The organism is Mesorhizobium oxytropidicola, assembly GCF_056174625.1.
Map to the genome: position 1 here is coordinate 699,342 of NZ_CM149692.1, position 22,588 is coordinate 721,929.

Genomic DNA, 22,588 nt, shown 5'->3' on the forward strand with positions numbered 1-22,588 from the left:
GAGAGCCCTTGGCCTATCGTGTTCCGCGAAGTCGGCGGGAGAGTTCGGCCTTCAATTGGCCGAAGGGGGCACGCAGCGCATCATCGCGCCCGACGATGACATAATCATTGCCGGGCACCATGTCATCTGCGGCATGGACGCGGACGGCTTCTTCAGCCGCCGCCTGACGCGGTTGCGCACAACAGCGTTGCCGACCTTCTTGGTGACGGTGTAGCCGACGCGCGGCACGTCGCCATCGCCGCGGTCGAGGACCTCGACGAGGAAAAACCGCCCGCGTCGCTTTTCACCACGACGGACGGCCAGGAATTCCGCGCGTTTCAGAAGCCGCTTGGGATTTTTGCCCCACTGGCTTGCCGGTTGCGGGCAACGATCTCGTCTCGCTTAGGCGCTGAGCCGCTTGCGGCCGCGGTTGCGGCGAGCTGCGACGACGCCACGACCACCCTTGGTGGCCATGCGGGCACGGAAACCGTGCCGGCGTTTGCGGACGAGTTTGGACGGTTGGTAGGTACGCTTCATTTGTTTTAATACCGCGGGGTGCGGCCCTTCTTGATTCTGTCACTTTGTAACAGGAGCTTTGCCGGGCCGGCTTTGGCGCGATCGAAACCGCGCCGGGACGAATGGCCCGAGCGTGAGCGGGCTTATAGAAAGAAGGGTTTTGGAAGTCAATCCGGGGTCGTCGCGCCACGGACGCAGGTTTCATGACGGTAATTTAATGTTCGGACCAAAGGATAAAATTGGCAAAAAAGCCGTAATCGCCTAATCTTGGCTGATCAAGTGATTGTGAAGACAGAGTCGCATGAGCGAAGCTAGCCAAGCGGGGAAGGGATCGGCACGGCGCCTGCCACCGTCCGCAGCGTACCCTTGTCGCGTGGCCTGTCGACGAAATTGCTGCTTCTCACCATCGTTTTCGTGCTTTTGGCCGAAGTGCTCATCTTCCTGCCCTGGATCGCCAGCTACCGGCTGAGCTGGCTCAAGGAGCGGCTGAGCACGGCAGCAGCCGTGTCGATCGTGCTGGTGCAGGGCGAGTCGACCTCGCTGTCGCGCACGGCCCAGAATGACGTGCTGATGGCGATCGGCGCCAAGGCGATCGCGGTGCGCGATGGCGGCGTCTCGCGGCTTCTGGTGGTGGCGGACATGCCGCCGCAGGTCGACGAGCATATCGACCTCGCCAGCGTCGGCATGATCAAGGGCATGACCGGCGCGCTCGACACGCTGTTCTTCGGCGGCGACCGGATGCTGCGCGTCTTCGGACCGGTCGGCGACAGCGACAAGGAATTCGAGCTGATCATGCCGGATTACTCACTGCGCAAGGCGATGCTCATCTATTCGCGCAACGTCGCCTTCGTCTCGCTGCTGATCTCGCTGTTCACCGCCATGCTGGTCTATGCCGCGATCGACCTGATCATGATCGGGCCGATCCGCACCATGACGCGCTCGATGCTGTCCTTCTCCGAAGCTCCCGACGACCCTGGGCGCATCATCCATCCCGCCGCCCGCTCCGACGAGATCGGCGTTGCCGAACGCGAGCTGTCGCAGATGCAGGAGCGGCTGCAGAAGATGCTGTCCGAGCAGAAGCACCTTGCCGACCTCGGCCTGGCGGTCTCGAAGATCAACCACGACATGCGCAACATCCTGGCCTCGGCGCAGCTGATGTCGGACCGTCTGCGCCAGGTCAGGGATCCGACCGTGCAGGCCTTCGCGCCGAAGCTTTTGCGCGCGCTGGACCGGGCCGTCTCCTATTCGGAAGGCGTGCTTCACTATGGCCGCACGCAGGAGCCGCCGCCTTCGCGGCGCCGGGTGCGGCTGCGCCAGCTGGTCGAGGACGTGCACGGGCTGCTCGACATCGAGGAAGGCATCGAGTTCATCAACGCCGTCGAGGCGGCTTTCGAGGTGGACGCCGATTCAGACCAGCTGTTCCGGGTGCTCACCAATCTGTGCCGCAACTCGGTGCAGGCCATGGCGGCCGACACCGAGAGCGCCGTGGTGCGGCGGCTTGCGGTATCAGCCGTGCGCCTGGGCAGCGTCAGCCGCATCGCCGTCACCGACACCGGCCCCGGCCTGCCGCCGAAAGCGCGCGAAAATCTGTTCGCGGCCTTCCGCGGCTCGGCGCGCAGCGGCGGCACCGGCCTAGGCCTAGCCATCGCGCATGAACTGATCCGGGCGCATGGCGGCACGGTGGAACTGGTCGAGTCGATTGGCGGGCGCACCACTTTCGCCGTCACCATCCCCGACCAGCCGGTGCGGCTGGACCAGGCCCGCGGCAGCCTGCGCCGGCCGGCCTGACGGCCCCGGTGCTGTTTTCCTGAGGGGCGCTTGCCCTTCCGGCCTGACGCTTTCGATGATCTTTGCCGAGACTTTCTGCCACGCGGCCTGAAATCGGACCGGCTTCGCGGCAGCTTCAAAGCCCTGGGATCGGGGCCGTCATCACCGGATGACACACTCGCGACAAAACTTTTGCCGGATCGACTTGCTTTTCGCAAATTCAGTCGTTAGGGAACTGCACACATTCGCGGCCGGTCCCTGGGATCGGATCGCGGGGCCGTCGAAAACATGGCCTGATGCGCGCCCGTAGCTCAGCTGGATAGAGCACCAGACTACGAATCTGGGGGTCAGGAGTTCGAATCTCTTCGGGCGCGCCATTTCTTGAAACCGCTCATCTTATTCGATCGTCGAACCCGTCCGTAGCCGCGGCGTTTGGGACGTTTCCGTCGGGCAATGCGGCCCAGCGATCCCCCATCGCCGGGAGAGCCAGATCGGCCAGGAGCTCGATTGTGAGACGCATGCGCACCCCAAAAACCAATTGCGAGATCGAGTCCGCCGATCTAGACTGATTGCATAGTGCAATCAGAAGCGCGCGGATGCGCCGTATGAGGAAAGGCGGAAGGCATGGCCAAGCTCGTGTTCGGAATGAATCAGTCCCTGGACGGCTACGTCGACCATATGGAATTTGGGCCAACCCCCACGCTCTTCCGCCACTTCATCGAAGAGGCTCAGAGGCAGACGGGCAGCGTATACGGCCGCCAAATGTATGAGGTCATGCGTTACTGGGACGACGATCATCCTGAATGGGATGCGGATCGGCAGGCCTACGCGGCGGCGTGGCGGAACCAGCCAAAATGGGTCGTTTCGCGCTCGCTGAAGTCGGTCGGTCCCAACGCCAGGCTGATTGGGGATGATCTCGAGGGCGCGATCCGCAATCTGAAGGCCGGGAGCGACGGGGAGATCGAGGTTGCTGGTCCGACCTTGGCGCAAAGCCTTACAGAGCTTGGCCTGATCGATGAGTATCGAATCTACCTTCACCCCGTCGTGCTTGGTCACGGCAAGCCATATTTCGCCGGACCCCGGCCGCCGCTCCGCCTCATGACCCACGATCGGATTGGCGAGGACGTGATCCGGCTGACCTATGTTCCTGCCTGATCGCGCGATGTGCCCGTGCCGTCCCACCCCAGTCATCGGCGCGGAATCTTCACCAACATTCATACCTTGCTGCGCGATAGCAGTTTCACTATATTGATAGCAATGCTATCAATTATCCAGGAACGCTATCAGATGCCCGCCGTCACTATTCGAAACCTGTCCGAAGAGGCGCACCGCGCCCTCAAGGTACGCGCGGCCCATCATGGCCGTAGCACCGAGGCCGAAATGCGCGAGCTTCTGGAAGCGGCGGTTCGTCCCGCCAACCGTATTCTTATCGGCTCCGCCATGTCGGCGTTGAGCCGTAGCGCCGGGCTGACCAATGCCGATTTCGAGCCGCTGGAGCAGGATCGCGACAGAACGCCGGCTACGCCCATGAGCTTCGAATGATCGTTCTGGACACGAACATCGTCTCCGAGGCGATGAAGCCTGAGCCTGCCCCCGCAGTCCGCGACTGGCTGGACGAGCAGGCTGCCGAAACCCTCTACCTCTCGAGCGTGACCGTCGCGGAACTGCTGTTCGGCATCTGTGCGCTGCCTGACGGGCGGCGTAAACAGAATCTGGCCACGACGCTCGACGGGCTTCTCGACCTGTTCGACGGCAGAATCCTTCCCTTCGCTACAGATGCCGCCCGCCGTTACGCGGATCTGGCCGTCGCAGCCCGCAACGCGGGCAGGGGCTTTCCCACGCCGGACGGATATATTGCGGCGATCGCGGTCGCCCACGGCTTCGTGGTCGCGACCCGGGACGCCAGCGCCTTCAAGGCGGCGGGCGTTCCCGTGATCGACCCCTGGAAGGCCGGACAATAAGGCCGCGTTCTTGCGATGGAAACCACAATCCTGTTGCTGCTGATCGGCTTAGGCGCCGGTTTCTATTTTCGGGGTTTGCGCGCGAAGACCGAGGCGGCGAATTCTAAACGCCGCGCCGATGCGCTCGATCAGCAGACCAGCATACTTCGGCGCGATATCGTCGCAATGCACAACGCCGAATCCCGAAGGCTCGACGAGGTAGCCCGACGCAAACGCTTCTTCGAGGAAAATGACGTTTCCGACGTGGAGAATCAGATCAGGTTCATCAGCCAGACCGAATTGCGCGCCGTTCGTCCCGTCAACAAGGAGGCCGTGCGCGTCCTCTACGCGCTCGGCGAGTGGATTGCCACCCACCGGCCCGACTGGCGCATGGCGTTTGAAGTCTCCATGGGCGCCTTCATCAAGACCTCCTACGACCCCGAGGACCGGATGCAGAAGGCGGCATTCAGTTCCTACAACAGCAAGCGTGTGGATTTCCTGCTGATCGACAGATCAGGCCATCCCATGCTGGTGGTCGAATATCATGGTACAGGGCACGATCTGTCCGACGACGCGCCGGATCGCATGGAGGTCAAGCGTCTGGCTCTTGAACGCGCGCGAATTCCGCTGGTCGAGATTCCGGCCAAGGCGTCGAAGTCGGATATCATGCGCATGGTAGCCGAAAGGCTCTCTGCCGATACGGCGTCACCGAACTGAGTTTCTTCTAGTCTAAAGCATAACCATCGGGCAGCGGGCGATCGTCGCCGATATCACGACGCCTTCGCGAGAAAACTCTGGTAATCCGATTTCGCCTGCAGCAGGCGCAGCACGTTTTCGCGTGATCCGCGCACGTGGGCGCGGGCCAGGGCGCCGGCGCGGGCGGCATCGCCGGCGCAGATGGCTTCGACGATCTCGGCATGTTCGTCGCGGACGATCTTCCGTTCGTCGAGCCACAGGAGTTCGGCCCAGACTTAATGCTGGCACGTGCAAGCGGTAGCGTTCATCACGCGGTACGGTGCCAACCTCCTGATGGATTGTATGGTTCTGCTGATACAGCCGATACTGTCCGTTCGCGTGCGGCAGGCGCAGCCTTGGAGTAGATCCGACCATGACCCTTCCCGGCATCAAACGTGCCTTGATCACCGGCGCCGGAGCGGCCGACGGCATCGGCTTTGCCATTGCCCGCCAGCTTGGCCAAGCCGGCCATGCCGTGTTCCTCACTGGCGCCAGCGCACGCGTGCTTGATCGCGCCGCCGAGCTTTGTGCCGAAGGCATCGATGCCAGGGCCGTGGTCGCCGATCTCACCAAGGCCGCCGATGTCGCGCGGCTGCGGGCGGATGTCGGCGCCGTCGACATCCTTGTCAACAATGCCGGCATGGGCTCGCTGGCGTCACCCTCGGCCGACAAGGCTTTTATTGCGATGACCGAAGCCGATTGGGATCAAGGCATCGAGGTCAGCCTGAAGACGGCGTTTCTGGTCACCCATGCGTTCCTGCCGGCGATGGTCGAAGCGGGCTATGGGCGCATCGTCAATGTGGCGTCGGTCACCGGGCCGCTGGTGTCTTTCGTGGGCACATCAGCCTATTCCGCCGCCAAGGCCGGCATGGTCGGCCTGACGCGCACGCTGGCGCTCGAAGTGGCCAGGAACGGCGTGACCGTCAATGCCGTGGCGCCCGGCTGGATCGAAACGGGCTCGTCGAGCGAGATGGAGCTGAAAGCAGCCCTGCACACGCCGCCGGGGCGGGCCGGCCGGCCGGATGAAGTGGCAGCAGTGGTGGTGTTCCTCGCCTCGGCAGGCGCCAGCTATGTCAACGGCGCGCTCTTGGTCGTCGATGGCGGCAACAGCCTCCAGGAGCTCAAGGGCTGACGGACAGCGGGCAAGGGATCAGCCCTTGCCTGAGCTGTTCCTCGATCGCGATACTTCCGGCCTGAGATAGACCGCCAGGCAGCAGCAACAGATGACCAGTCCTGCAATCGGGTATTTCAGGGCCACCAATGCCGCCAGCGCGAAAAGGCAGAGCGTAGCCAGCGAGCGGACGCGCATGCGCCTTCGCACATCAAGCGGAACCTCATGCGCCGGCATCGGCTCTATGAGTTCCCGGATCAGAAAGATGTAGGTCAGGTTCACCAGGAAGAAGACGGCGGCGTAGAAGGCGACTGGCTGCGGCGCCAGTTCACTCACCGCCATCCAAGCGGTCGCCAGCGGCAGCAGCGACACCGAGAACAGATGCGCGAAATTGTACCACATCAGGCTCGCCGTCGCCTCTTTTGCATGGCGCAGAAGATGATGGTGGTTCGCCCAGACGATGGCGATGAAGAGATAGCTGACGCCATAGCTCAGCCATGTCGGCCACAGCGCCAGAAGCGCCACGAAGGTCGGAATTTCGGGCGGGCGCAGATCAAGCACCAGAACCGTGATGAGGACGGCGAAAACGCCGTCCGAAAATGCGCTCAACCGATCGAGCCCTGTGGAAGGAAGCACGTGGAACCGTCCTTGTAGCCGTTCGTCGCGCCTATAGTAGCGTTCTCGCCTGCAATATCCATGTCCGCGCCAGCCGTTTTGACATCGTCAGCGCCGCCGCTTCGGGCCAGGAGGCCGTGCCTCCGAAATCCACCAGCAAATTTTCTGCATTGTCGGCGGCGGTTTCGTCGGCCCGTCGGCATGGACGAGGTTGGTGGGTGGCGGGAAACGGCCAACCGGCCAGACCACATCATGCTGCGCGATAGCAATTTGACCATACTGATAGCATTGCCACCAACTATCCAGGAAAGCTATCAGATGCCCGCCGTTACTATTCGCAATCTGTCCGAAGAGGCGCACCGCGCCCTCAAGGTACGCGCGGCCCATCATGGCCGTAGCACCGAGGCCGAAATGCGCGAGCTTCTGGAAGCGGCGGTTCGTCCCGCCAACCGTATTCTTATCGGCTCCGCCATGTCGGCGTTGAGCCGTAGCGCCGGGCTGACCAATGCCGATTTCGAGCCGCTGGAGCAGGATCGCGACAGAACGCCGGCTACGCCCATGAGCTTCGAATGATCGTTCTGGACACGAACATCGTCTCCGAGGCGATGAAGCCTGAGCCTGCCCCCGCAGTCCGCGACTGGCTGGACGAGCAGGCTGCCGAAAACCCTCTACCTCTCGAGCGTGACCGTCGCGGAACTGCTGTTCGGCATCTGTGCGCTGCCTGACGGGCGGCGTAAACAGAATCTGGCCACGACGCTCGACGGGCTTCTCGACCTGTTCGACGGCAGAATCCTTCCCTTCGCTACAGATGCCGCCCGCCGTTACGCGGATCTGGCCGTCGCAGCCCGCAACGCGGGCAGGGCTTTCCCACGCCGGACGGATATATTGCGGCGATCGCGGTCGCCCACGGCTTCGTGGTCGCGACCCGGGACGCCAGCGCCTTCAAGGCGGCGGGCGTTCCCGTGATCGACCCCTGGAAGGCCGGACAATAAGGCCGCGTTCTTGCGATGGAAACCACAATCCTGTTGCTGCTGATCGGCTTAGGCGCCGGTTTCTATTTTCGGGGTTTGCGCGCGAAGACCGAGGCGGCGAATTCTAAACGCCACGCCGATGCGCTCGATCAGCAGATCAGCATACTTCTGCGCGATATCGTCACGATGTCGGCCTGGTGCCTGCGCCAATCAGTGGGAACCAAACCGCCCGGCGGCGGTTTTCCTCTTGAAGGGACGCAGACCTCAAAGGTGCGGAACAATGTACGACCATCTGGAATTGGAACTGGCGAGAGCCAGGCTGCGCGTCAAGCGTGCGGAACTGTTTCTCACGCGAGCGAATGAAATGCTGGACGAGGAGCGGGGCGTCGGCATCAGCATTGCCTTGTGCTGCAGGATCAGATCCGAGCAAAAACGTGTGGCTGACGCGCGCTCTCGCCTCCGCCACATCGATCCTACGACACACTGATTGTGCGATGATTATGATGTCTTTCGAATCTCCCGAAAAGAGTGCCGCATATCGCGCCGCGAAGCTCGCCGTGCTGCGAAAGCTGATGGTGAAGCATATCGAGCGCACCGATGCCCAGGCGCGGAATGTCGAACAGGCGCTCGCGGTGTTGGCCGAGGCAAATGCTCGGGCCCGCGGCGCGCATCAGTAGCGTCCAGGTCGTCCTCACGACGCCTTCGCGAGAAAACTCTGGTAATCCGACTTCGCCTGCAGCAGGCGCAGCACGTTTTCGCGTGATCCGCGCACATGGGCGCGGGCCAGGGCGCCAGCGCGGGGGGCATCGCCGGCGCAGATCGCCTCGACGATCTCGGCATGCTCGTCGCGGGCGATCTTCCATTCGTCGAGCCACAAGAGTTCGGTCCAGACATAATGCTGGCACTTGTCGAGGATGCCGCACAGCATGCCGTGCAGCATGACATTGCCGCTGATCTCGGCGATGACGCGGTGCAGGTCGATGCCGACCTCGAGCTCCTGGAATTTTTCCTTGGTGGTGCGGTCCGGAATGGCGGCCAGCCGCTCGCATTCGGCCAGCATGGCGCGCAACCGCGCTTTGTCCTTGTCGGTGGCGGCGGCCGCGGCCAGTTCGGTCGCGTGGCCGTCGAGCAGTTCGCGGATGTCGAAGGCCTCGCGGAACATGTTGATGTCGAACTCGGTGACGACATAGCCCTGGCGCGGGCGGCCGGTGACCAGGCCGTCGCGCTCGAGGCGGTTGAAGGCCTCGCGCACCGGCGTGCGGCTGACATTGAGTCTTGCGGCGATATCGCTCTCGGTGACGCGCGAGCCCGGCGGAATCTGGCCGGTCACGATCATCGCCTTGAGCGCGGAATAGACCGAGTCGCGCAGTGTGTTTTTGGTTTCCGTGGCCAAGTTCCGTTTCCAGTTCTCCGGTCTTTCCGCCGGAAGTCGATGTGTTCTCGCATAGCTGTATTCAAAGTCGGCGCGATTTGCCACGCCCCCGGCATTGCGTCCTCCCAGCCCGCCGTCGAAGGCATTCTAGCGACGCCGACCGGTGTTGACATCGCAGATCCCGAAGCTACACTCAAAATTGTATACAAAATCGCATGCGAAATCAAAAACAAATGGGAACACCGGTTGGAGAGCCGAAAATGAACAGGACAAGCGTTAGCATTCTCGCGGTTGCCGGCCTCATGGCCACAGTCGCGGCTCCCGCCATGGCGGGCGATACCATCACCGTCGCCTCGTGGGGCGGCACCTATCAGGAGGCGCAGACCAAGGCGTTCTTCAACCCGACCGCCGATGCGCTCGGCATCACCATCAAGCAGGACACCACCAACGGCCTCGACGATGTGCGCCTGCAGGTGACCGGCAATGCAGTGAAATGGGACATTACCGAACTCGGCGCCGACGAATGCGCGCGCGGCTCGAAGGAAGGGCTGTTCGAGAAGCTCGATTACGGCATCATCGACAAGGCCGGCATCAACCCGAAGCTGGTCCATGACGACTGGGTCGGCATTTCCTACACTTCGGTCGTGTTGATCTACCGGACCGATGTGTTCGGCGACAAAGGCCCGAAGACCTGGGCCGATTTCTGGAACGTGGAAAAATTCCCGGGGCGGCGCGCGCTCTCCGGCAGCCAGGCGACCGAGACGCTGAGCGTCGCCGCGCTCGCCTCGGGCTTGCCGATCGACAAGGTCTATCCCGTCGATGTCGACGGCGCCTTGAAATCCGTCGACAAGATCCGTGGCCATGTCGATGCCTGGTGGACCTCGGGCGCCCAAGCCATGCAGCTGGTCAAGGACGGCGAGGTCGACATGGCGAGCATCTGGAACGGCCGTGCCGGCACGCTCAAGAAGGAAGGCGCGCCGGTCAGCTTCTCCTTCGACCAGGGCGTGCTGACCGCCGACTGCATGGTCATCCCGAAGGGCGCCAAAAACAAGGAAGCGGCGATGAAGGCACTGGCGATGTTCGTCAGCCCGCAATTGCAGGCCAACCTGCCGCTCTATGTCGACAACGGGCCGGTCAACGAAAAGGCCTTCGAGACCGGCAAGATCCCGCCGGAACGGATCAAGGACATCAACTCGGCGCCCGAAAACGTCAAGAAGCAGGTGCTGCAGGATGCCGAATTCTGGCGTGACACACTGGTCGAGGCGACGGAGAAGTTCAACAATCTGATCCAGCAATAGGCCGCAGCCTTTAAGCTCACGGCGGGGCAGCACACGATCTGCCTCGCCACCTCTTGTTTTGCCGCCTAAGGAGAAAAGAATCTTGTCCATTGCGCCATCCGCGCTGCCGATCAGCATGCGTCGGATCGAAAAGAGATTTGGCAGCGTGCCGGTGCTGCGTGACCTGAACCTCGATGTCGAGGCCGGCGAATTCCTGACACTGCTCGGGCCTTCGGGCTCCGGAAAGACCACCTTGCTGATGATCCTGGCCGGTTTCGTCAGGGCCAATGGCGGCTCGATCCGGGTCGGCGATGACGAGATCATCACCACGCCGCCGCACAGGCGCAACATCGGCATGGTGTTCCAGAACTACGCGCTGTTTCCGCATATGAACGTTTTTCACAACATCGCCTTTCCGCTGAAGCAGCGCGGCGTGCCGACCGCCGAGACGACCGAGCGGGTGAAGAAGGCATTGGAACTGGTGAAGCTGCAGGGCCTCGGCGAACGGCGTGTCGACCAGCTTTCCGGCGGCCAGCGGCAGCGCGTGGCGCTGGCGCGCGCCATCGTCTTCGAACCGCGCATCGTGCTGATGGACGAACCCTTGTCGGCGCTCGACAAGGGCCTGCGCGAGCATATGCAGATCGAGCTGCGCGCCCTGCACCGGCGGCTTGGCATGACGACGGTCTATGTCACGCATGACCAGCGCGAAGCCATCACCATGTCGGACCGTATCGCGGTGATGAATGCCGGCCGCATCGAGCAGCTCGACAAGCCCGAGACGCTCTACGCCGCGCCGAAGACGCAATTCGTCGCCGGCTTCATCGGCGAGTTCGAATTTCATCCCCGTCGAGTGCCGCAACGGTTCGGTCTGGTATGAGGACAGGCGCATCCAGACCGTGGGGGCGGCGCCGGCGCCGGGCCAGCATTTGATGGTGGTGCGGCCGGAAAAGCTGCGGCTGGTCACGGCGGCCGAGCCGTCGAACGGCATCAATGTGCTCGATGCCACGGTCGGCGACATCATCTATCAGGGCGACAGTTTCGTCTGCTACGCGGTGCTGCGCGACGGCCGCCAGCTGACATTGCGCGACTATTGCCGCAGCGATGTGCTGGCGAAAATGCCGGCGCCCGGCCAGCCGATCAGCCTCGGCCTCGATGCGCAGGACACCATACTGGTGGCGGCCGAAGGATGAGCGCGCCATCCGCCCTGCTGGACGAAACGACCGGCCGCGCGGGTCAGGACCTGAACGCGCAGGCATTGCGCGCCGACGCGCGGCGCGAATCACTGCGGCTGCTGGCGCTCTTGTCGCCCAGCCTGTTCCTGGTCTTCGCCATCATCATCGTGCCGATCGGCTGGCTGTTCTGGCTGTCGCTGTTCGACGAGGCCGGCGCGCTGAGCGCATCCAACTATGCGCGCTTCTTCGAACAAGCCTCCTACATCAAGACCTTCATCACCACCTTCAAGGTCGCCTTCATCGTCACCGGCGCCTGCGTGCTGCTGGGTTATCCCCTGGCCTATATGCTGTCGCAACTGCCGCGTCGCGCCGCGTCGATCTGCCTGATCTTCGTTATCCTGCCGTTCTGGACATCGGTGCTGGTGCGCACCTATGCCTGGCTGGTGATCCTGCAGCGCAAAGGCCTCATCAACAGCTGGCTGATCGACCTTGGCGTGATCAGCCAGCCGCTGTCACTCGCCAACAATCTGTCCGGCGTCGTCATCGGCATGACGCATATCCTGCTGCCGTTCCTGGTGCTGCCGCTCTATGCCTCGATGAAGACCATCGATACCGACTGCCTGCGCGCCGGCATGAATCTCGGCGCCGGGCCGGTCGCCACCTTCCGGCAGATCTTCTTTCCGCTGTCGCTTCCCGGCCTCGCCTCGGGCGTGGTCATCGTCTTCGTGCTCTGCCTCGGCTTCTTCGTCACGCCGGCACTGATGGGCGGCGGCAAGGTGATCATGTGGGCGATGCGCATGGAACAGACCACCAGCCTCTATTCAAACTGGGGTGCCGGTGCAGCGCTCGGCGTGGTGCTGCTGGTGGTCACGCTGGCGCTTCTTGGCCTTTTCCAATGGCTGCTTGGCGCGCGCGCCACCGGTGTTTGGAGTTCGCGATGAGCGCAGATGTCGGCCTGCCGATCTCGCACCGGCAACGTCTGTGGCTTTATGCGCTCGGCGGCCTGGTGCTGTTGTTCCTGATCGCGCCGTCGGTCATCATCGTCATCATGTCGTTCTCGGATTCGACGCTGCTGCAGTTCCCGCCACAGCAATGGTCGCTGCGCTGGTACGAAGCCTATTTCCAGTCGCTGGAATGGCGCGATGCGACCATCGTCTCGGTCAAGGTGGCTGTCATGACCGTGCTGGTGGCGACGCCGCTCGGCACCGCTGCCGCCTATGCCATCAACCGGGGCACGCTGCGCTTCAACGGCACCATCAACGCGCTGCTGACCGCGTCGCTGATCATCCCGGTGATCCTGATCGGCATCGGCACCTTCTTCCTCTATGCGCGCATCGGCCTCAACAACACGCTGACCGGCCTGGTCATCGCGCATACGGTGCAGGCGCTGCCGCTGGTGGTGCTGACCGTGCTGTCGGGCCTGCGCTCCTATGACATGAACCAGGAGCGGGTGGCGCGCAGCCTTGGCGCCGGGCGCATCGCCGCCTTCTGCCAGGTGACCATGCCGCAGATCCGTTTCTCGATCGTCTCGGGCGGGCTGTTCGCCTTCATCACCTCCTTCGACGAGGTGGTGGTTTCGCTGTTCATATCGGGCGGCGAGACGACGACGCTGACGCGCCGCATGTTCAACGCGCTGCGCGACCAGATCGACCCAACGATTGCCGCGATCTCGACCTGCCTGATCGTGCTGTCGGTCCTGCTCCTGTCGGTTGCGCAGGTTTTCGGGCGGCGGCATTGATTTCACCAGACCAATTCGCAGAAATGACCCATGGGATATCCAGACAGAATGCGTGATTTCCAGTTTCCCGGCCGCTCGCCGGTTCGTGCCACGCAAGCGGTTGCCGCGACCTCGCACCCGCTTGCGACCCTTGCCGCGATCGACATGCTGCGCGCCGGCGGCAATGCCATGGATGCCGCCGTCTGCGCCGCCGCCGTGCAGGGCGTCGTCGAGCCGCAATCGACCGGCATAGGCGGCGATTGCTTCGTCCTTTACTGCCCGAGGGGACAGGGCGAGGTGCTGGCCTTCAACGGCTCGGGCCGCGCGCCGGCGGCCGCCACCGTCGACTGGTATCTCGACAAGGGTTTCAATGAGCTTCCGAAACAGGGGCCGCATGCGGTCACCGTGCCGGGCGCCGTCGACGCCTGGAGCCGGCTCTTGGAAGACCATGGCCGCAAGAGCCTGGCCGAGGTGCTGGCGCCTGCCATCCACTATGCCGAGAACGGCTATGTCGTGCATGACCGCGTCGCCTTCGACTGGGCGGAACCGGAAACCGACCTGTCGGCCGACGAGCACGCCGCGCGCATCTTCCTGCCGGGCGGCCAGGCGCCGAAGGCCGGCGATATCCACCGCCAGCCGGAACTCGCCGCCACTCTGCGGGTGATCGCCAAACAAGGCCGCGCCGGCTTCTACGAAGGCGCTGTCGCCGACGATATGGTGCGCCGGCTCAATGAATTGGGCGGGCTGCATTCGCACGAGGATTTCGCCGCGACCAAAGGCGACTATGTGGCGCCGGTCAGCACCGCCTATGGCGGCCATGACATCCACCAGATGCCGCCGAACAATCAGGGGCTGACGGCGCTGCTGATGCTGAACGTGCTGTCGGGCTTCAAGCTCGGCGGGCTCGACCCGAATGGCGCCGAGCGCCTGCATCTGGAGATCGAGGCCGGACGCCTCGCCTACCAGGACCGCGACCGCTACGTCGGCGACCAGGACCAGGTTCATGTGCCGGTAAAGCAGCTCCTGTCCGGGGCTTATGCCGACCGGCTGCGCGCCGAGATCCACCGCGAACGCGCCATGACGCATCTGCCGCGCCTGGACCTGCCCGGCAGCGACACGGTCTACATCTCGATCGTCGACCGCGACCGCAACGCGGTCTCCTTCATCAACTCGACCTATTATTCCTTCGGCAGCGGCGTCGTCGGCCCGAAGACCGGCATCGTGCTGCAGAACCGTGGCTCGAGCTTCCGCCTCGATCCGGCGCATCCGAACGCGATCGCACCCGGCAAACGGCCGATGCACACGATCATGCCAGGCATGGCGACGAAAGACGGCCGCGTGGTGATGCCGTTCGGCGTCATGGGCGGCGGCTACCAGCCTTTCGGCCATGTCCATCTTTTGACCAACATGATCGACTTCGGCATGGACCCGCAGCAGGCGCTGGATGCGCCGCGTGTGTTCTACAATGATGATACGGTGGAGGCCGAGCGCAACGTTCCCGCCGAGGCGATCGAAGGCTTGCGCAAGCGCGGCCATCGCGTCGCCGAGCCGCAGCATCCGCTTGGCGGCGGGCAAGTGGTGCTGATCGACTGGGAGAAAGGCACGCTCACCGGCGCCTCCGATCCGCGCAAGGATGGGATGGCGCTGGGGTATTGAGGCGATGGGGAGCCGGTACGCGGATCACTCCTCAACTCCCACAAACGGCAGGGCAATTGCATATGGTAGCGCCAGCCCCCTCTCCGTCCGCTTCGCGGCCACCTCTCCCCCATTTCATGGGGGCGAGGAAACGCTAACCGCCGAAGTCGCGGCCTTGAAAAGCTTGGGTTCCTCGCCCCCACAAAGTGGGGGAGAGGTGGCTCGGCGAAGCCGAGACGGAGAGGGGGCGGCGCCGACGTCGATAATTGTCCGGGGTCGGAATCATCCCAGGGCTTTCTAGAAGCAGCCGTTTGAAACATAGTCGGTGACCATGAGCACGAATTCACAAGACCTCTCCCACCGTCTCGCCGCCGGCGCCGATGACGCTCCGGCAATCCTGGCGCCCGACCGCGCTACCCTCACCCATGGCGGGCTGCGCAACCTGATCGCGGCCACGGCAAAACAACTGCATGCGCTCGGCATCGGCCGGGGCGACCGGGTGGCGATCGTGCTGCCGAACGGGCCGGAGATGGCCACCGCCTTTGTCGCAGCGGCGGCCGTTGCCTCGACGGCGCCGCTCAATCCCGCCTATCGCGCCGACGAACTCGATTTTTATCTCACCGACATCGGCGCAAAGGCGATCCTGGTGGCGGAAAACGAGACTGGCCCGGCGGTGGCAGTGGCAGAACGTCTCGGCATCGGCGTACTGCGGCTTGTCGTGCAGCCGGACACCCCTGCCGGCAGTTTCACCATCGAGGGCACGACGATCGGTCCACAGGCGGCGCCCGACATGGCGGGGGATGGCGACATCGCGCTGCTGCTGCACACGTCGGGCACGACATCGCGCCCAAAGCTGGTGCCGCTCAGCCATGCCAACATAGCGGCCTCCGCCCACCATATCGGCGCGACACTTGGCCTGAGCGCCGATGACCGCTGCCTCAACATCATGCCGCTGTTCCACATTCACGGCCTGATCGCGGCGGTGCTGTCTTCGCTGGCAGCGGGCGGCAGCATCTACTGCACGCCGGGCTTCAACGCGCTGCGCTTCTTCCAGTGGCTGAGCGACGCCAGGCCGAGCTGGTACACGGCGGTGCCGACCATGCACCAGGCGATCCTGCCGCGCGCGGCGCGCAATGAAGAAGCGCTGGCGGCGGCGCGCCTGCGCTTCATCCGCTCGTCCTCGGCGTCGCTGCCGGCGCAGGTGATGGGCGAGTTGGAGAAAACCTTCGGCTGCCCGGTGATCGAATCCTACGGGATGACCGAAGCGGCGCACCAGATGGCCTCGAACCGGCTGCCGCCGGGCCTGCGCAAGCCGGGCAGCGTCGGCGCCGGCGCCGGGCCGGAGGTGGCGGTGATGGCGCCGGACGGGCGACTGCTCACAGCCGGCGAGACCGGCGAGATCGTCATCCGCGGACCCAATGTGACGGCGGGCTATGAGAAGAACCCGGACGCCAACGCCACGGCCTTCGCGCATGGCTGGTTCCACACCGGCGACCAGGGCGTGCTCGACGAGGACGGCTATCTCCGCGTCACCGGCCGGCTGAAGGAGATCATCAACCGCGGCGGCGAAAAGATCTCGCCGCTCGAGGTCGACGACGTGCTGATGGACCATCCGGCGGTGGCGCAGGTCGTCACCTTCGCCATGCCGCATGACAAGCTCGGCGAGGAGGTGGCGGCGGCGGTGGTGCTGCGCGAAGGCATGAGCGCCAGCGAAAGCGATATCCGCGCTCACGCCGCAACGCGGCTCGCCGACTTCAAGGTGCCGCGCAAGGTGCTGATCCTGGACGAAATCCCCAAGGGCGCGACCGGCAAGCTGCAGCGCATCGGCCTTGCCGCCAAACTCGGGCTTTGACGATGAAGATCACCATTTTCGGCGCCGGCGCGATCGGCGGCTATCTCGCCGCCAAGCTGGCGATCGCCGGCCGCACCGACCTGTCGATCGTGGCGCGCGGCGCCCATCTCGAAGCCATTCAGGCCATCGGCCTGCGCCTGATCGAGGACGGCGAGGAATCGGTGGCTCCCGTCCGCGCCGCCGCGAAGGCCGAGGAGCTCGGCGTGCAGGACATCGTCGTGCTGGCGCTGAAGGCCCATTCGCTGACCCCGGCGCTGGACCAGATCGCGCCGCTGCTCGGGGACCACACCTCCGTCGTTACCATGCAGAACGGCGTGCCGTGGTGGTATTTCCATGGCGTTGGCGGGCCGCTCGAAGGCACAAGGTTGAACGCGGTCGATCCGGGCGGCGCGATCTGGCAGCGGATCGGCCGCGGCGCGTCATCGGCTCGGTCGTCTATCCCGCCGTCGAGGTCGACGCGCCCGGCCTCATCCGCCATGTCGAGGGCAAACGCTTCTCGCTCGGCGAACCCTCGGGCGCGCGCAGCGAACGGGTGACGCGTCTGGCCGAGGAGATGGTCAAGGCCGGCCTGCAGGCGCCGGTGCGCGACGACATCCGCAGCGAAATCTGGGTAAAACTGTGGGGCAACCTCTCCTTCAACCCGATCTCGGCGCTGACCGGCTCCACGCTGGCCGCAATCGTCGCCGACGAGGGCACCCGCACGCTTGCCCGCACGATGATGCTGGAAGCGCAAGCAATCGGCGAAAGCCTCGGCGTGCGTTTTCCGATCGGGGTCGATCGCCGCATCAAGGGCGCCGGCGATGTCGGCGAACATAAGACCTCGATGCTGCAGGACCTGGAGCGCGGCCGCCCGATGGAGATCGACGCGCTGGTGAGCGCCGTGCAGGAACTTGGCCGGCTAATGGACAAGCCGACGCCGACGATCGATGCGGTGCTGGCGCTGGTAAGGCGGCTGGCGATGGAGCGCGGGTGTTATGGGTGAGGGGGCAGACTGAGCCATGTGGGGGCTGCCGGCACAAGATCATTGACCGGCAGCCAGTGCTCGAACTCCTCGAAACAATCCCTGGAATGACGCGTTCAGCCGCCCTCAAGCCCCGCCTTGTCGACCAGATAGAAGATCGTATTGACCTCGCCGCCCGGCATCGTCTCGCTGAACTGGATGCGGCTGTTGGGCTGAATCAGACCGAGCAGGGTTTCCGCCGCACCTCGACGCCGAGGTCGCGCAGATCGCGGCCGTTGCCGCGCCGCGCCGATTTTCTGGAGTGATAAGCCGCGCCCAACGCGGCGAATTCGTAACCCTACTCGGCGGCCGTCTCCGATGGCGCCTCTGCCGGCCCCGAAGGTTCGGCCGCGGCACGGGGCTTGCGCGGTGAAAACAGCGACCTGAGCGTGACGTAGAACACCGGCGTCAGGAACAGGCCGACGAAGGTGACGCCGAGCATGCCGGAGAACACCGCGGTGCCGAGCGACTGGCGCATTTCCGCGCCCGGGCCCGTTGCGATCATCAGCGGCACGACGCCGAGGATGAACGCGAAGGCGGTCATCAGGATCGGCCGCAGCCTGAGCCGGCAGGCTTCGACGGCGGCCTCGGCGGCCGACAGGCCACGTTCCTGCGCCTGCCTTGCGAATTCGACGATCAGGATCGCGTTCTTGGCGGCAAGCCCGATCAGCACGATGAGGCCGATTTGCACGAGGATGTTGTTGTCCAGCCCTCGGAAAGACACGCCGAGCAACGCCGCGAGCACGCCGAGCGGCACCACCAGCACAATGGCGAACGGCAGCACCCAGCTTTCATATTGCGCCGCCAGAGCCAAGAATACGAACAGCACCGACAGTCCGAAGATATAGACAGCGGCATTGCCGGTGTTGCGCTCCTGATAGGCGAGTTCGGTCCATTCATAGGAGGTACCGGCCGGCAGCGTCTTTGCCGTGATCCCTTCCATCAATGCCAGCGCGTCGCCCGTGGAAACGCCGGGCGCGGCGTTGCCCTGTAGCGGCACCGAGACGTACATGTTGTAGCGCTGGACCAGCGCCGGGCCGGTGACGTCGCGGATCTCGATCAACGTGCCGAGCGGAACCAGCGCGCCGGTCGCCGAGCGCACCTTCAGTTTCAGGATGTCGGCGCGATCGAGGCGGAACGCCTGGTCGGCCTGCGCCCGCACCTGGTAGACGCGCCCGAAAGCGTTGAAGTCGTTGACGTAGGCGGTGCCCAAATTGATCGACAGCGTCTCGAAGATGTTGGGGATCGGCACGTTCAGGATGCGCGCCTTGTCGCGATCGATCGCCAGGAAGAATTGCGGGCTCGACGCGGAGAACGTGGTGAACACGCCCGTCAGCCCCGGCGTCTTGTTGGCCTTGCCCGCGATTTCGTAGGCAAGCGCCAGGATCTGCCGCATGTCGGCGCTGTTGCGCTCCTGGATCTGCAGCTTGAAGCCGCCGGCATTGCCGACGCCGCGAATCGGTGGCGGCGGCAGTGCGATAATGAAGGCTTCCTTGATGCTTTGCAGGCTGCCGAACAGATTGCCGATGACCTTGGTCGCCGACTGGCCGGCCTTCAGTCGCTCGTCAAACGGCTTGAACCTGGCGAAGATCACGCCCTGGTTGCTGGCGTTGGTGAAGGTCGCGCCGGAGAAGCCGGCGAAGGCGACTGCGTAGTCGACGCCCGGCGTTTTCTGGATGATCTGTGACGCCTGCTGGATGACCGCATCGGTCCTCGACAGCGAGGCACCGTCCGGCAACTGGACGACGACGATCGCATAGCCCTGGTCGAGCGACGGAATGAAACCGCGCGGCACCGTCTGCACCATGTAGACCGTGGCGTAGATGAGGGCGGCGAAAACGGCCAGCATGGCGGTGATCGCTATCCGCGAGCCGACCAGCACGCGGATGATGCTCGAATACCAATGGGCGACCCTGTCAAAGCCGCGATTGAAGCCGTCGGCGAGCGCCCGTCCGAACCGCGCCAGGAAAAAGCGCGGCGGCGCCGCCGCGGCGTGGTGCGGCTTGAACAGCAGTGCGGCCAGCGCCGGCGAAAGCGTCAGCGAATTGAATGCAGAGATCGCCGTCGACACGGCGATGGTGATCGCAAACTGCAGGTAGAACTGCCCGGAAATGCCGGGGATGAAGGCTGTCGGTACGAACACGGCTATCAGCACCAGCGAGATCGCGATGATGGCCGTTCCGACTTCGTTCATGGTCAGGTGCGACGCCGGATTGGGCGCCAGCCCACTGGCGATATTGCGCTCGACGTTCTCTACCACGACGATCGCATCGTCGACGACGATGCCGATCGCCAGCACGAGGCCGAACAGTGTCAGCATGTTGAGCGAGAAGCCGGCGGCATAAAGCACAGCCAGCGTGCCGATCAACGACACGGGGATCGCCACGATCGGCACGATCGCCATGCGCCACGATTGCAGGAAGACGATGATGACGATGATGACCAGCAACATCGCCTCGAGGATCGTCTTGTAGACCTCGTGGATCGACTCGGCGACGAACTCGGTTGGATTGTAGACGATGTCGTAGCTCAACCCCTTCGGGAAGTCGCGGGAAAGCTCCTTCATCTTGTCCTGGATCTCCGCGGCTGCGGCGAGCGCGTTGGTGCCCGGCCGCTGGAAGATGGCGAGCGCCACCGCCGGTTTGCCGTTGAGATAGGAGTTGGTAACGTAATCCTTGGCGCCGAGTTCGATGCGCGCCACGTCCTGCAGCGAGATCAGGCGGCCGTCGTCGGTCGATTTGACGATCACGTATCGGAAGTCGCGTGCGTCGTTGAAGCGGCCTTGCGTAGTGACCGTGTACTGGAACGCCGTGCCGCTGTTGGTCGGCGGCGCGCCGATCGAGCCGCCCGACACCTGGACGTTCTGGTCGCGCAGCGCCTGCACCACATCGCCCGAGGTCATCCCCAGAGCGGACAGTTTTTCCGGATCGAGCCAGATGCGCAGCGAATATTCGCGTTCGCCGAAGATGATGAGGTCGCCGACGCCGTCAAGTCTGAGCAGTATGTCGCGCACCCGCGAGCGGGCGTAGTTCGAGACGTAGAGCTGGTCGTAGGTATTGTCGGGCGACAGCATGTGCACGACCATCATCAGGTCGGGCGAGCTCTTGGTGGTGGTGATGCCGAGGCGGCGGACTTCTTCGGGCAGGCGCGGCTCGGCGACCGACACGCGGTTCTGCACCAGCACCTGCGCCTGGTCGAGATTGGTGCCCAGCTTGAAGGTGACGGTCAGCGCCATCGCCCCATCGCCCGACGAATAGGACGACATGTAGAGCATCCCCTCGACGCCGTTGATCTCCTGCTCGATCGGCGTTGCCACCGTCGCTGCGACCGTCTCGGCGTCGGCGCCCGGATACTGCGCGCGAATGACGATGGTCGGCGGCGCGATCTCGGGATATTGCGCGACCGGCAGCTGGGTATAGGCAATCCCGCCGAGGATCAGCAGGACGATCGAAACGACCGATGCGAAGATCGGACGGTCGACGAAGAAATGTGCGAACCTCATTGCTGCAACTCGGCGGTCTCGGCCTTGGGCGGCAACGTCACCATCTCGACCTTCACCTTGGTGCCGGGCCTGGCGTGCATCAGCCCGTTGACGATGATCGTCTCGTTGCCGGTCAGGCCCTCGCGGATCACGCGGTAGCCGTCGAGACGCGGGCCGGTGCGCACGGGCTTCGCCGACACCATCCCGGCCTCATCCACCAGGAACACGATGCGGCGATCCTGATCGGCGCCGATCGCCTCGTCGGGCACCAGCACGCCGCTATGCGGCAGCGACCCCGGCACGTTGATGCGCCCGAACATGCCTGGCTGGAGAACGCCGTCGGCGTTGGGAAACGTAGCCCGCACCCGCATGGTGCCGGTCGCGTTGTCGATCCGGTTCTCGGCAAAATCGAGCTTGCCTTTGAATACTGCCTCCGCGCGGTCGGCGACGTGAACCACCACATCGAGCCCGCCGGCGCCTTCCTGCATGCTGCCGCCACGCGCCTTCGCGTCGCGGGCGTAGCTGAAATACAGGCGCTCATCGACGTCGAAATAGAAGTCGATCGGATCGCGCGTGACGATGGTCGTCAGCAAGGTGGAATCCGGCTGCACGAGGTTGCCGACCGACACCAGCCGGCGGTCGATGCGGCCGGACAAGGGCGCCTTGATCTCGGTGAATTCCATGTTCAGGCTGGCCGTCGTCAGCGCAGCCGTCGCGCCCTGCATCTGCGCCTGCGCCGAAAGATATTCCCGCCGGCGGTCGTCGACCGTCGCGGTTGAGATATTGCCGGTCTTGGCGAGTTCGTCGGCGCGATCCAGCTGCATCTTGGAGAATTCGAGCAAACTCTTGGCGACGTCCACCTGCGATTTGGCGGCATCATAAGCCGCTTGGTACGGACGCTGGTCGATGGTGAAGAGCAGGTCGCCCTTGTTGACCAGTGCGCCGTCCTGGAAGCTGACCTTGTCCAGATAGCCGCTGACGCGCGAACGGATGGCGACCTGGTCGACGGCTTCGAAGCGCCCGACGAACTCGTCGTCTTCGACGATTTCACGGACCACCGGCTTGGCCGCCGTCACCACGGGTAGCTGCTGGTCCTGCGCAAACGCTGTGCTGCTGAAAGCAATGCCGAGCAGGAATGCCGCCGACACGGCGGCGCGGGCAAGCCAGCCGGCCGATCGATGGGGTCGCCCGCCCGCGTCGCGATGCAATTGCCCATTCCCTGGGGTGTCCATTTGCGTCCCCGCTCGCTGGACCCGGAGGTCGGTTGATACGCTCTACGCTCAGGCTTCTCGTCGAGAGAAGAGCACGGCAGTGTTGTGCATGGCAACATGATCATTTTCCATGTGGGCTGAAATGTCCACCCTGTGGCTGCCTCGCCACTTGGCTAGAGCCAGTCGCGATTTAGCGGCCAAGATGGGGCGCCAGCGGATGGCACCTTTTCTGGCTGG

At 64.1% G+C, this 22,588-nt stretch carries 21 protein-coding genes, 1 tRNA gene and 4 pseudogenes; 19 read left to right on the plus strand and 7 right to left on the minus strand.

Features of this window, described 5'->3' with window-relative positions:
• Positions 1 to 13: 13 nt before the first annotated feature.
• Together rnpA and rpmH are read right to left on the minus strand one after the other, a co-directional pair.
• Positions 14 to 303, minus strand: a pseudogene (gene rnpA, locus AC0V8S_RS03385) (ribonuclease P protein component).
• A gap of 78 nt (positions 304 to 381) precedes the next feature.
• Positions 382 to 516, minus strand: a complete 135-nt coding sequence (gene rpmH, locus AC0V8S_RS03390) for a 50S ribosomal protein L34 (protein WP_008833937.1) — start codon at positions 514 to 516, stop codon at positions 382 to 384.
• 309 nt (positions 517 to 825) lie between these two features.
• On the opposite strand from rpmH, the gene AC0V8S_RS03395 reads away from it, so the two are divergent.
• The 6 genes from AC0V8S_RS03395 to AC0V8S_RS03420 all read left to right on the plus strand — a co-directional run bounded on the left by AC0V8S_RS03395 (position 826) and on the right by AC0V8S_RS03420 (position 4,919).
• Positions 826 to 2,283, plus strand: a complete 1,458-nt coding sequence (locus AC0V8S_RS03395; RefSeq protein ID WP_475438564.1) for an ATP-binding protein — start codon at positions 826 to 828, stop codon at positions 2,281 to 2,283.
• 279 nt (positions 2,284 to 2,562) lie between these two features.
• A tRNA-Arg gene (locus AC0V8S_RS03400) sits at positions 2,563 to 2,639 on the plus strand.
• A gap of 247 nt (positions 2,640 to 2,886) precedes the next feature.
• Positions 2,887 to 3,417 (plus strand): dihydrofolate reductase family protein, encoded by a 531-nt coding sequence (locus AC0V8S_RS03405; RefSeq protein WP_475436816.1) that lies wholly within the window; start codon positions 2,887 to 2,889, stop codon positions 3,415 to 3,417.
• Between the two features lie 132 nt (positions 3,418 to 3,549).
• The gene (locus AC0V8S_RS03410; protein ID WP_475436817.1) at positions 3,550 to 3,804 is read left to right on the plus strand and encodes a FitA-like ribbon-helix-helix domain-containing protein; all 255 of its coding nucleotides are present in this window, start codon (positions 3,550 to 3,552) and stop codon (positions 3,802 to 3,804) included.
• Positions 3,801 to 4,223 carry a PIN domain-containing protein gene (locus AC0V8S_RS03415; protein ID WP_475436818.1) on the plus strand — a complete coding sequence of 141 codons (423 nt, stop codon included), beginning with the start codon at positions 3,801 to 3,803 and terminating at the stop codon, positions 4,221 to 4,223. Before AC0V8S_RS03410 ends, AC0V8S_RS03415 begins: the two co-directional genes overlap by 4 nt.
• A 33-nt stretch (positions 4,224 to 4,256) precedes the next feature.
• Positions 4,257 to 4,919, plus strand: a complete 663-nt coding sequence (locus AC0V8S_RS03420; RefSeq protein ID WP_475436819.1) for a DUF2726 domain-containing protein — start codon at positions 4,257 to 4,259, stop codon at positions 4,917 to 4,919.
• 53 nt (positions 4,920 to 4,972) lie between these two features.
• Here AC0V8S_RS03420 and AC0V8S_RS03425 read toward each other — a convergent pair whose 3' ends face one another.
• Positions 4,973 to 5,158 carry an FCD domain-containing protein gene (locus AC0V8S_RS03425; protein ID WP_475438565.1) on the minus strand — a complete coding sequence of 62 codons (186 nt, stop codon included), beginning with the start codon at positions 5,156 to 5,158 and terminating at the stop codon, positions 4,973 to 4,975.
• A gap of 152 nt (positions 5,159 to 5,310) precedes the next feature.
• On the opposite strand from AC0V8S_RS03425, the gene AC0V8S_RS03430 reads away from it, so the two are divergent.
• The gene (locus AC0V8S_RS03430; protein ID WP_475436820.1) at positions 5,311 to 6,069 is read left to right on the plus strand and encodes an SDR family oxidoreductase; all 759 of its coding nucleotides are present in this window, start codon (positions 5,311 to 5,313) and stop codon (positions 6,067 to 6,069) included.
• A gap of 18 nt (positions 6,070 to 6,087) precedes the next feature.
• Here the strand turns inward: AC0V8S_RS03430 and AC0V8S_RS03435 are convergent, their stop codons facing one another.
• On the minus strand, positions 6,088 to 6,657 hold the full coding sequence (locus AC0V8S_RS03435; protein WP_475436821.1) for a TMEM175 family protein: 570 nt from the start codon (positions 6,655 to 6,657) through the stop codon (positions 6,088 to 6,090).
• Between the two features lie 324 nt (positions 6,658 to 6,981).
• Between AC0V8S_RS03435 and AC0V8S_RS03440 the strand changes: the two genes are divergently transcribed.
• The 4 genes and pseudogenes from AC0V8S_RS03440 (at position 6,982) to AC0V8S_RS03455 (ending at position 8,311) form a co-directional block, all read left to right on the plus strand.
• Positions 6,982 to 7,236 carry a FitA-like ribbon-helix-helix domain-containing protein gene (locus tag AC0V8S_RS03440; protein WP_475436817.1) on the plus strand — a complete coding sequence of 85 codons (255 nt, stop codon included), beginning with the start codon at positions 6,982 to 6,984 and terminating at the stop codon, positions 7,234 to 7,236.
• Positions 7,233 to 7,655 (plus strand): annotated as a pseudogene (locus tag AC0V8S_RS03445) (PIN domain-containing protein). Before AC0V8S_RS03440 ends, AC0V8S_RS03445 begins: the two are co-directional and overlap by 4 nt.
• Before the next feature lie 15 nt (positions 7,656 to 7,670).
• A complete protein-coding gene (locus AC0V8S_RS03450; RefSeq protein ID WP_475436822.1) occupies positions 7,671 to 7,997 on the plus strand; it encodes a hypothetical protein in 327 nt (108 codons plus the stop codon).
• A gap of 140 nt (positions 7,998 to 8,137) precedes the next feature.
• Positions 8,138 to 8,311, plus strand: coding sequence for a hypothetical protein (locus AC0V8S_RS03455; RefSeq protein WP_244571522.1), 174 nt, complete (start codon positions 8,138 to 8,140; stop codon positions 8,309 to 8,311).
• Positions 8,312 to 8,325: 14 nt separating this feature from the next.
• Here the strand turns inward: AC0V8S_RS03455 and AC0V8S_RS03460 are convergent, their stop codons facing one another.
• Positions 8,326 to 9,027 (minus strand): GntR family transcriptional regulator, encoded by a 702-nt coding sequence (locus AC0V8S_RS03460; RefSeq protein WP_475436823.1) that lies wholly within the window; start codon positions 9,025 to 9,027, stop codon positions 8,326 to 8,328.
• A gap of 239 nt (positions 9,028 to 9,266) precedes the next feature.
• Here AC0V8S_RS03460 and AC0V8S_RS03465 point away from each other — a divergent pair, with 239 nt between their 5' ends.
• The 8 genes and pseudogenes from AC0V8S_RS03465 (at position 9,267) to AC0V8S_RS03500 (ending at position 17,925) form a co-directional block, all read left to right on the plus strand.
• Positions 9,267 to 10,304: an ABC transporter substrate-binding protein gene (locus AC0V8S_RS03465; RefSeq protein ID WP_475436824.1), complete on the plus strand. Its 1,038-nt coding sequence runs from the start codon at positions 9,267 to 9,269 to the stop codon at positions 10,302 to 10,304.
• Positions 10,305 to 10,386: 82 nt separating this feature from the next.
• A pseudogene (locus AC0V8S_RS03470) lies at positions 10,387 to 11,473 on the plus strand (ABC transporter ATP-binding protein).
• Positions 11,470 to 12,396: an ABC transporter permease gene (locus tag AC0V8S_RS03475; RefSeq protein WP_475436825.1), complete on the plus strand. Its 927-nt coding sequence runs from the start codon at positions 11,470 to 11,472 to the stop codon at positions 12,394 to 12,396. The pseudogene AC0V8S_RS03470 and the gene AC0V8S_RS03475 overlap by 4 nt, the downstream one beginning before the upstream one ends.
• Positions 12,393 to 13,193 (plus strand): ABC transporter permease, encoded by an 801-nt coding sequence (locus tag AC0V8S_RS03480; protein WP_475436826.1) that lies wholly within the window; start codon positions 12,393 to 12,395, stop codon positions 13,191 to 13,193. The genes AC0V8S_RS03475 and AC0V8S_RS03480 overlap by 4 nt, the downstream gene beginning before the upstream one ends.
• 48 nt (positions 13,194 to 13,241) lie before the next feature.
• Positions 13,242 to 14,828 carry a gamma-glutamyltransferase gene (ggt, locus tag AC0V8S_RS03485; RefSeq protein WP_475436827.1) on the plus strand — a complete coding sequence of 529 codons (1,587 nt, stop codon included), beginning with the start codon at positions 13,242 to 13,244 and terminating at the stop codon, positions 14,826 to 14,828.
• 310 nt (positions 14,829 to 15,138) lie between these two features.
• The gene (locus tag AC0V8S_RS03490; RefSeq protein WP_475436828.1) at positions 15,139 to 16,659 is read left to right on the plus strand and encodes an acyl--CoA ligase; all 1,521 of its coding nucleotides are present in this window, start codon (positions 15,139 to 15,141) and stop codon (positions 16,657 to 16,659) included.
• Positions 16,660 to 16,661: 2 nt separating this feature from the next.
• Positions 16,662 to 17,641: pseudogene (locus AC0V8S_RS03495) on the plus strand (2-dehydropantoate 2-reductase).
• A gap of 56 nt (positions 17,642 to 17,697) precedes the next feature.
• Positions 17,698 to 17,925 (plus strand): hypothetical protein, encoded by a 228-nt coding sequence (locus AC0V8S_RS03500; protein WP_475436829.1) that lies wholly within the window; start codon positions 17,698 to 17,700, stop codon positions 17,923 to 17,925.
• Positions 17,926 to 17,957: 32 nt separating this feature from the next.
• On the opposite strand, the gene AC0V8S_RS03505 is transcribed toward AC0V8S_RS03500, so the two are convergent.
• The gene (locus AC0V8S_RS03505; protein WP_475436830.1) at positions 17,958 to 21,161 is read right to left on the minus strand and encodes an efflux RND transporter permease subunit; all 3,204 of its coding nucleotides are present in this window, start codon (positions 21,159 to 21,161) and stop codon (positions 17,958 to 17,960) included.
• Positions 21,158 to 22,372 carry an efflux RND transporter periplasmic adaptor subunit gene (locus AC0V8S_RS03510; RefSeq protein WP_475436831.1) on the minus strand — a complete coding sequence of 405 codons (1,215 nt, stop codon included), beginning with the start codon at positions 22,370 to 22,372 and terminating at the stop codon, positions 21,158 to 21,160. The genes AC0V8S_RS03505 and AC0V8S_RS03510 overlap by 4 nt, the downstream gene beginning before the upstream one ends.
• Positions 22,373 to 22,588 lie beyond the last annotated feature (216 nt).

Excerpts from the sequence above, each read along its gene's own strand:
- rpmH (WP_008833937.1), bottom strand. The coding sequence starts at position 516 with ATGAAGCGTACCTACCAACCGTCCAAACTCGTCCGCAAACGCCGGCAC.
- AC0V8S_RS03405 (WP_475436816.1), top strand. The coding sequence starts at position 2,887 with ATGGCCAAGCTCGTGTTCGGAATGAATCAGTCCCTGGACGGCTACGTC.
- AC0V8S_RS03410 (WP_475436817.1), top strand. The coding sequence starts at position 3,550 with ATGCCCGCCGTCACTATTCGAAACCTGTCCGAAGAGGCGCACCGCGCC.
- AC0V8S_RS03415 (WP_475436818.1), top strand. The coding sequence starts at position 3,801 with ATGATCGTTCTGGACACGAACATCGTCTCCGAGGCGATGAAGCCTGAG.
- AC0V8S_RS03430 (WP_475436820.1), top strand. The coding sequence starts at position 5,311 with ATGACCCTTCCCGGCATCAAACGTGCCTTGATCACCGGCGCCGGAGCG.
- AC0V8S_RS03440 (WP_475436817.1), top strand. The coding sequence starts at position 6,982 with ATGCCCGCCGTTACTATTCGCAATCTGTCCGAAGAGGCGCACCGCGCC.
- AC0V8S_RS03450 (WP_475436822.1), top strand. The coding sequence starts at position 7,671 with ATGGAAACCACAATCCTGTTGCTGCTGATCGGCTTAGGCGCCGGTTTC.
- AC0V8S_RS03455 (WP_244571522.1), top strand. The coding sequence starts at position 8,138 with ATGTCTTTCGAATCTCCCGAAAAGAGTGCCGCATATCGCGCCGCGAAG.
- AC0V8S_RS03465 (WP_475436824.1), top strand. The coding sequence starts at position 9,267 with ATGAACAGGACAAGCGTTAGCATTCTCGCGGTTGCCGGCCTCATGGCC.
- AC0V8S_RS03475 (WP_475436825.1), top strand. The coding sequence starts at position 11,470 with ATGAGCGCGCCATCCGCCCTGCTGGACGAAACGACCGGCCGCGCGGGT.
- AC0V8S_RS03480 (WP_475436826.1), top strand. The coding sequence starts at position 12,393 with ATGAGCGCAGATGTCGGCCTGCCGATCTCGCACCGGCAACGTCTGTGG.
- ggt (WP_475436827.1), top strand. The coding sequence starts at position 13,242 with ATGCGTGATTTCCAGTTTCCCGGCCGCTCGCCGGTTCGTGCCACGCAA.
- AC0V8S_RS03490 (WP_475436828.1), top strand. The coding sequence starts at position 15,139 with ATGAGCACGAATTCACAAGACCTCTCCCACCGTCTCGCCGCCGGCGCC.
- AC0V8S_RS03505 (WP_475436830.1), bottom strand. The coding sequence starts at position 21,161 with ATGAGGTTCGCACATTTCTTCGTCGACCGTCCGATCTTCGCATCGGTC.
- AC0V8S_RS03510 (WP_475436831.1), bottom strand. The coding sequence starts at position 22,372 with ATGGACACCCCAGGGAATGGGCAATTGCATCGCGACGCGGGCGGGCGA.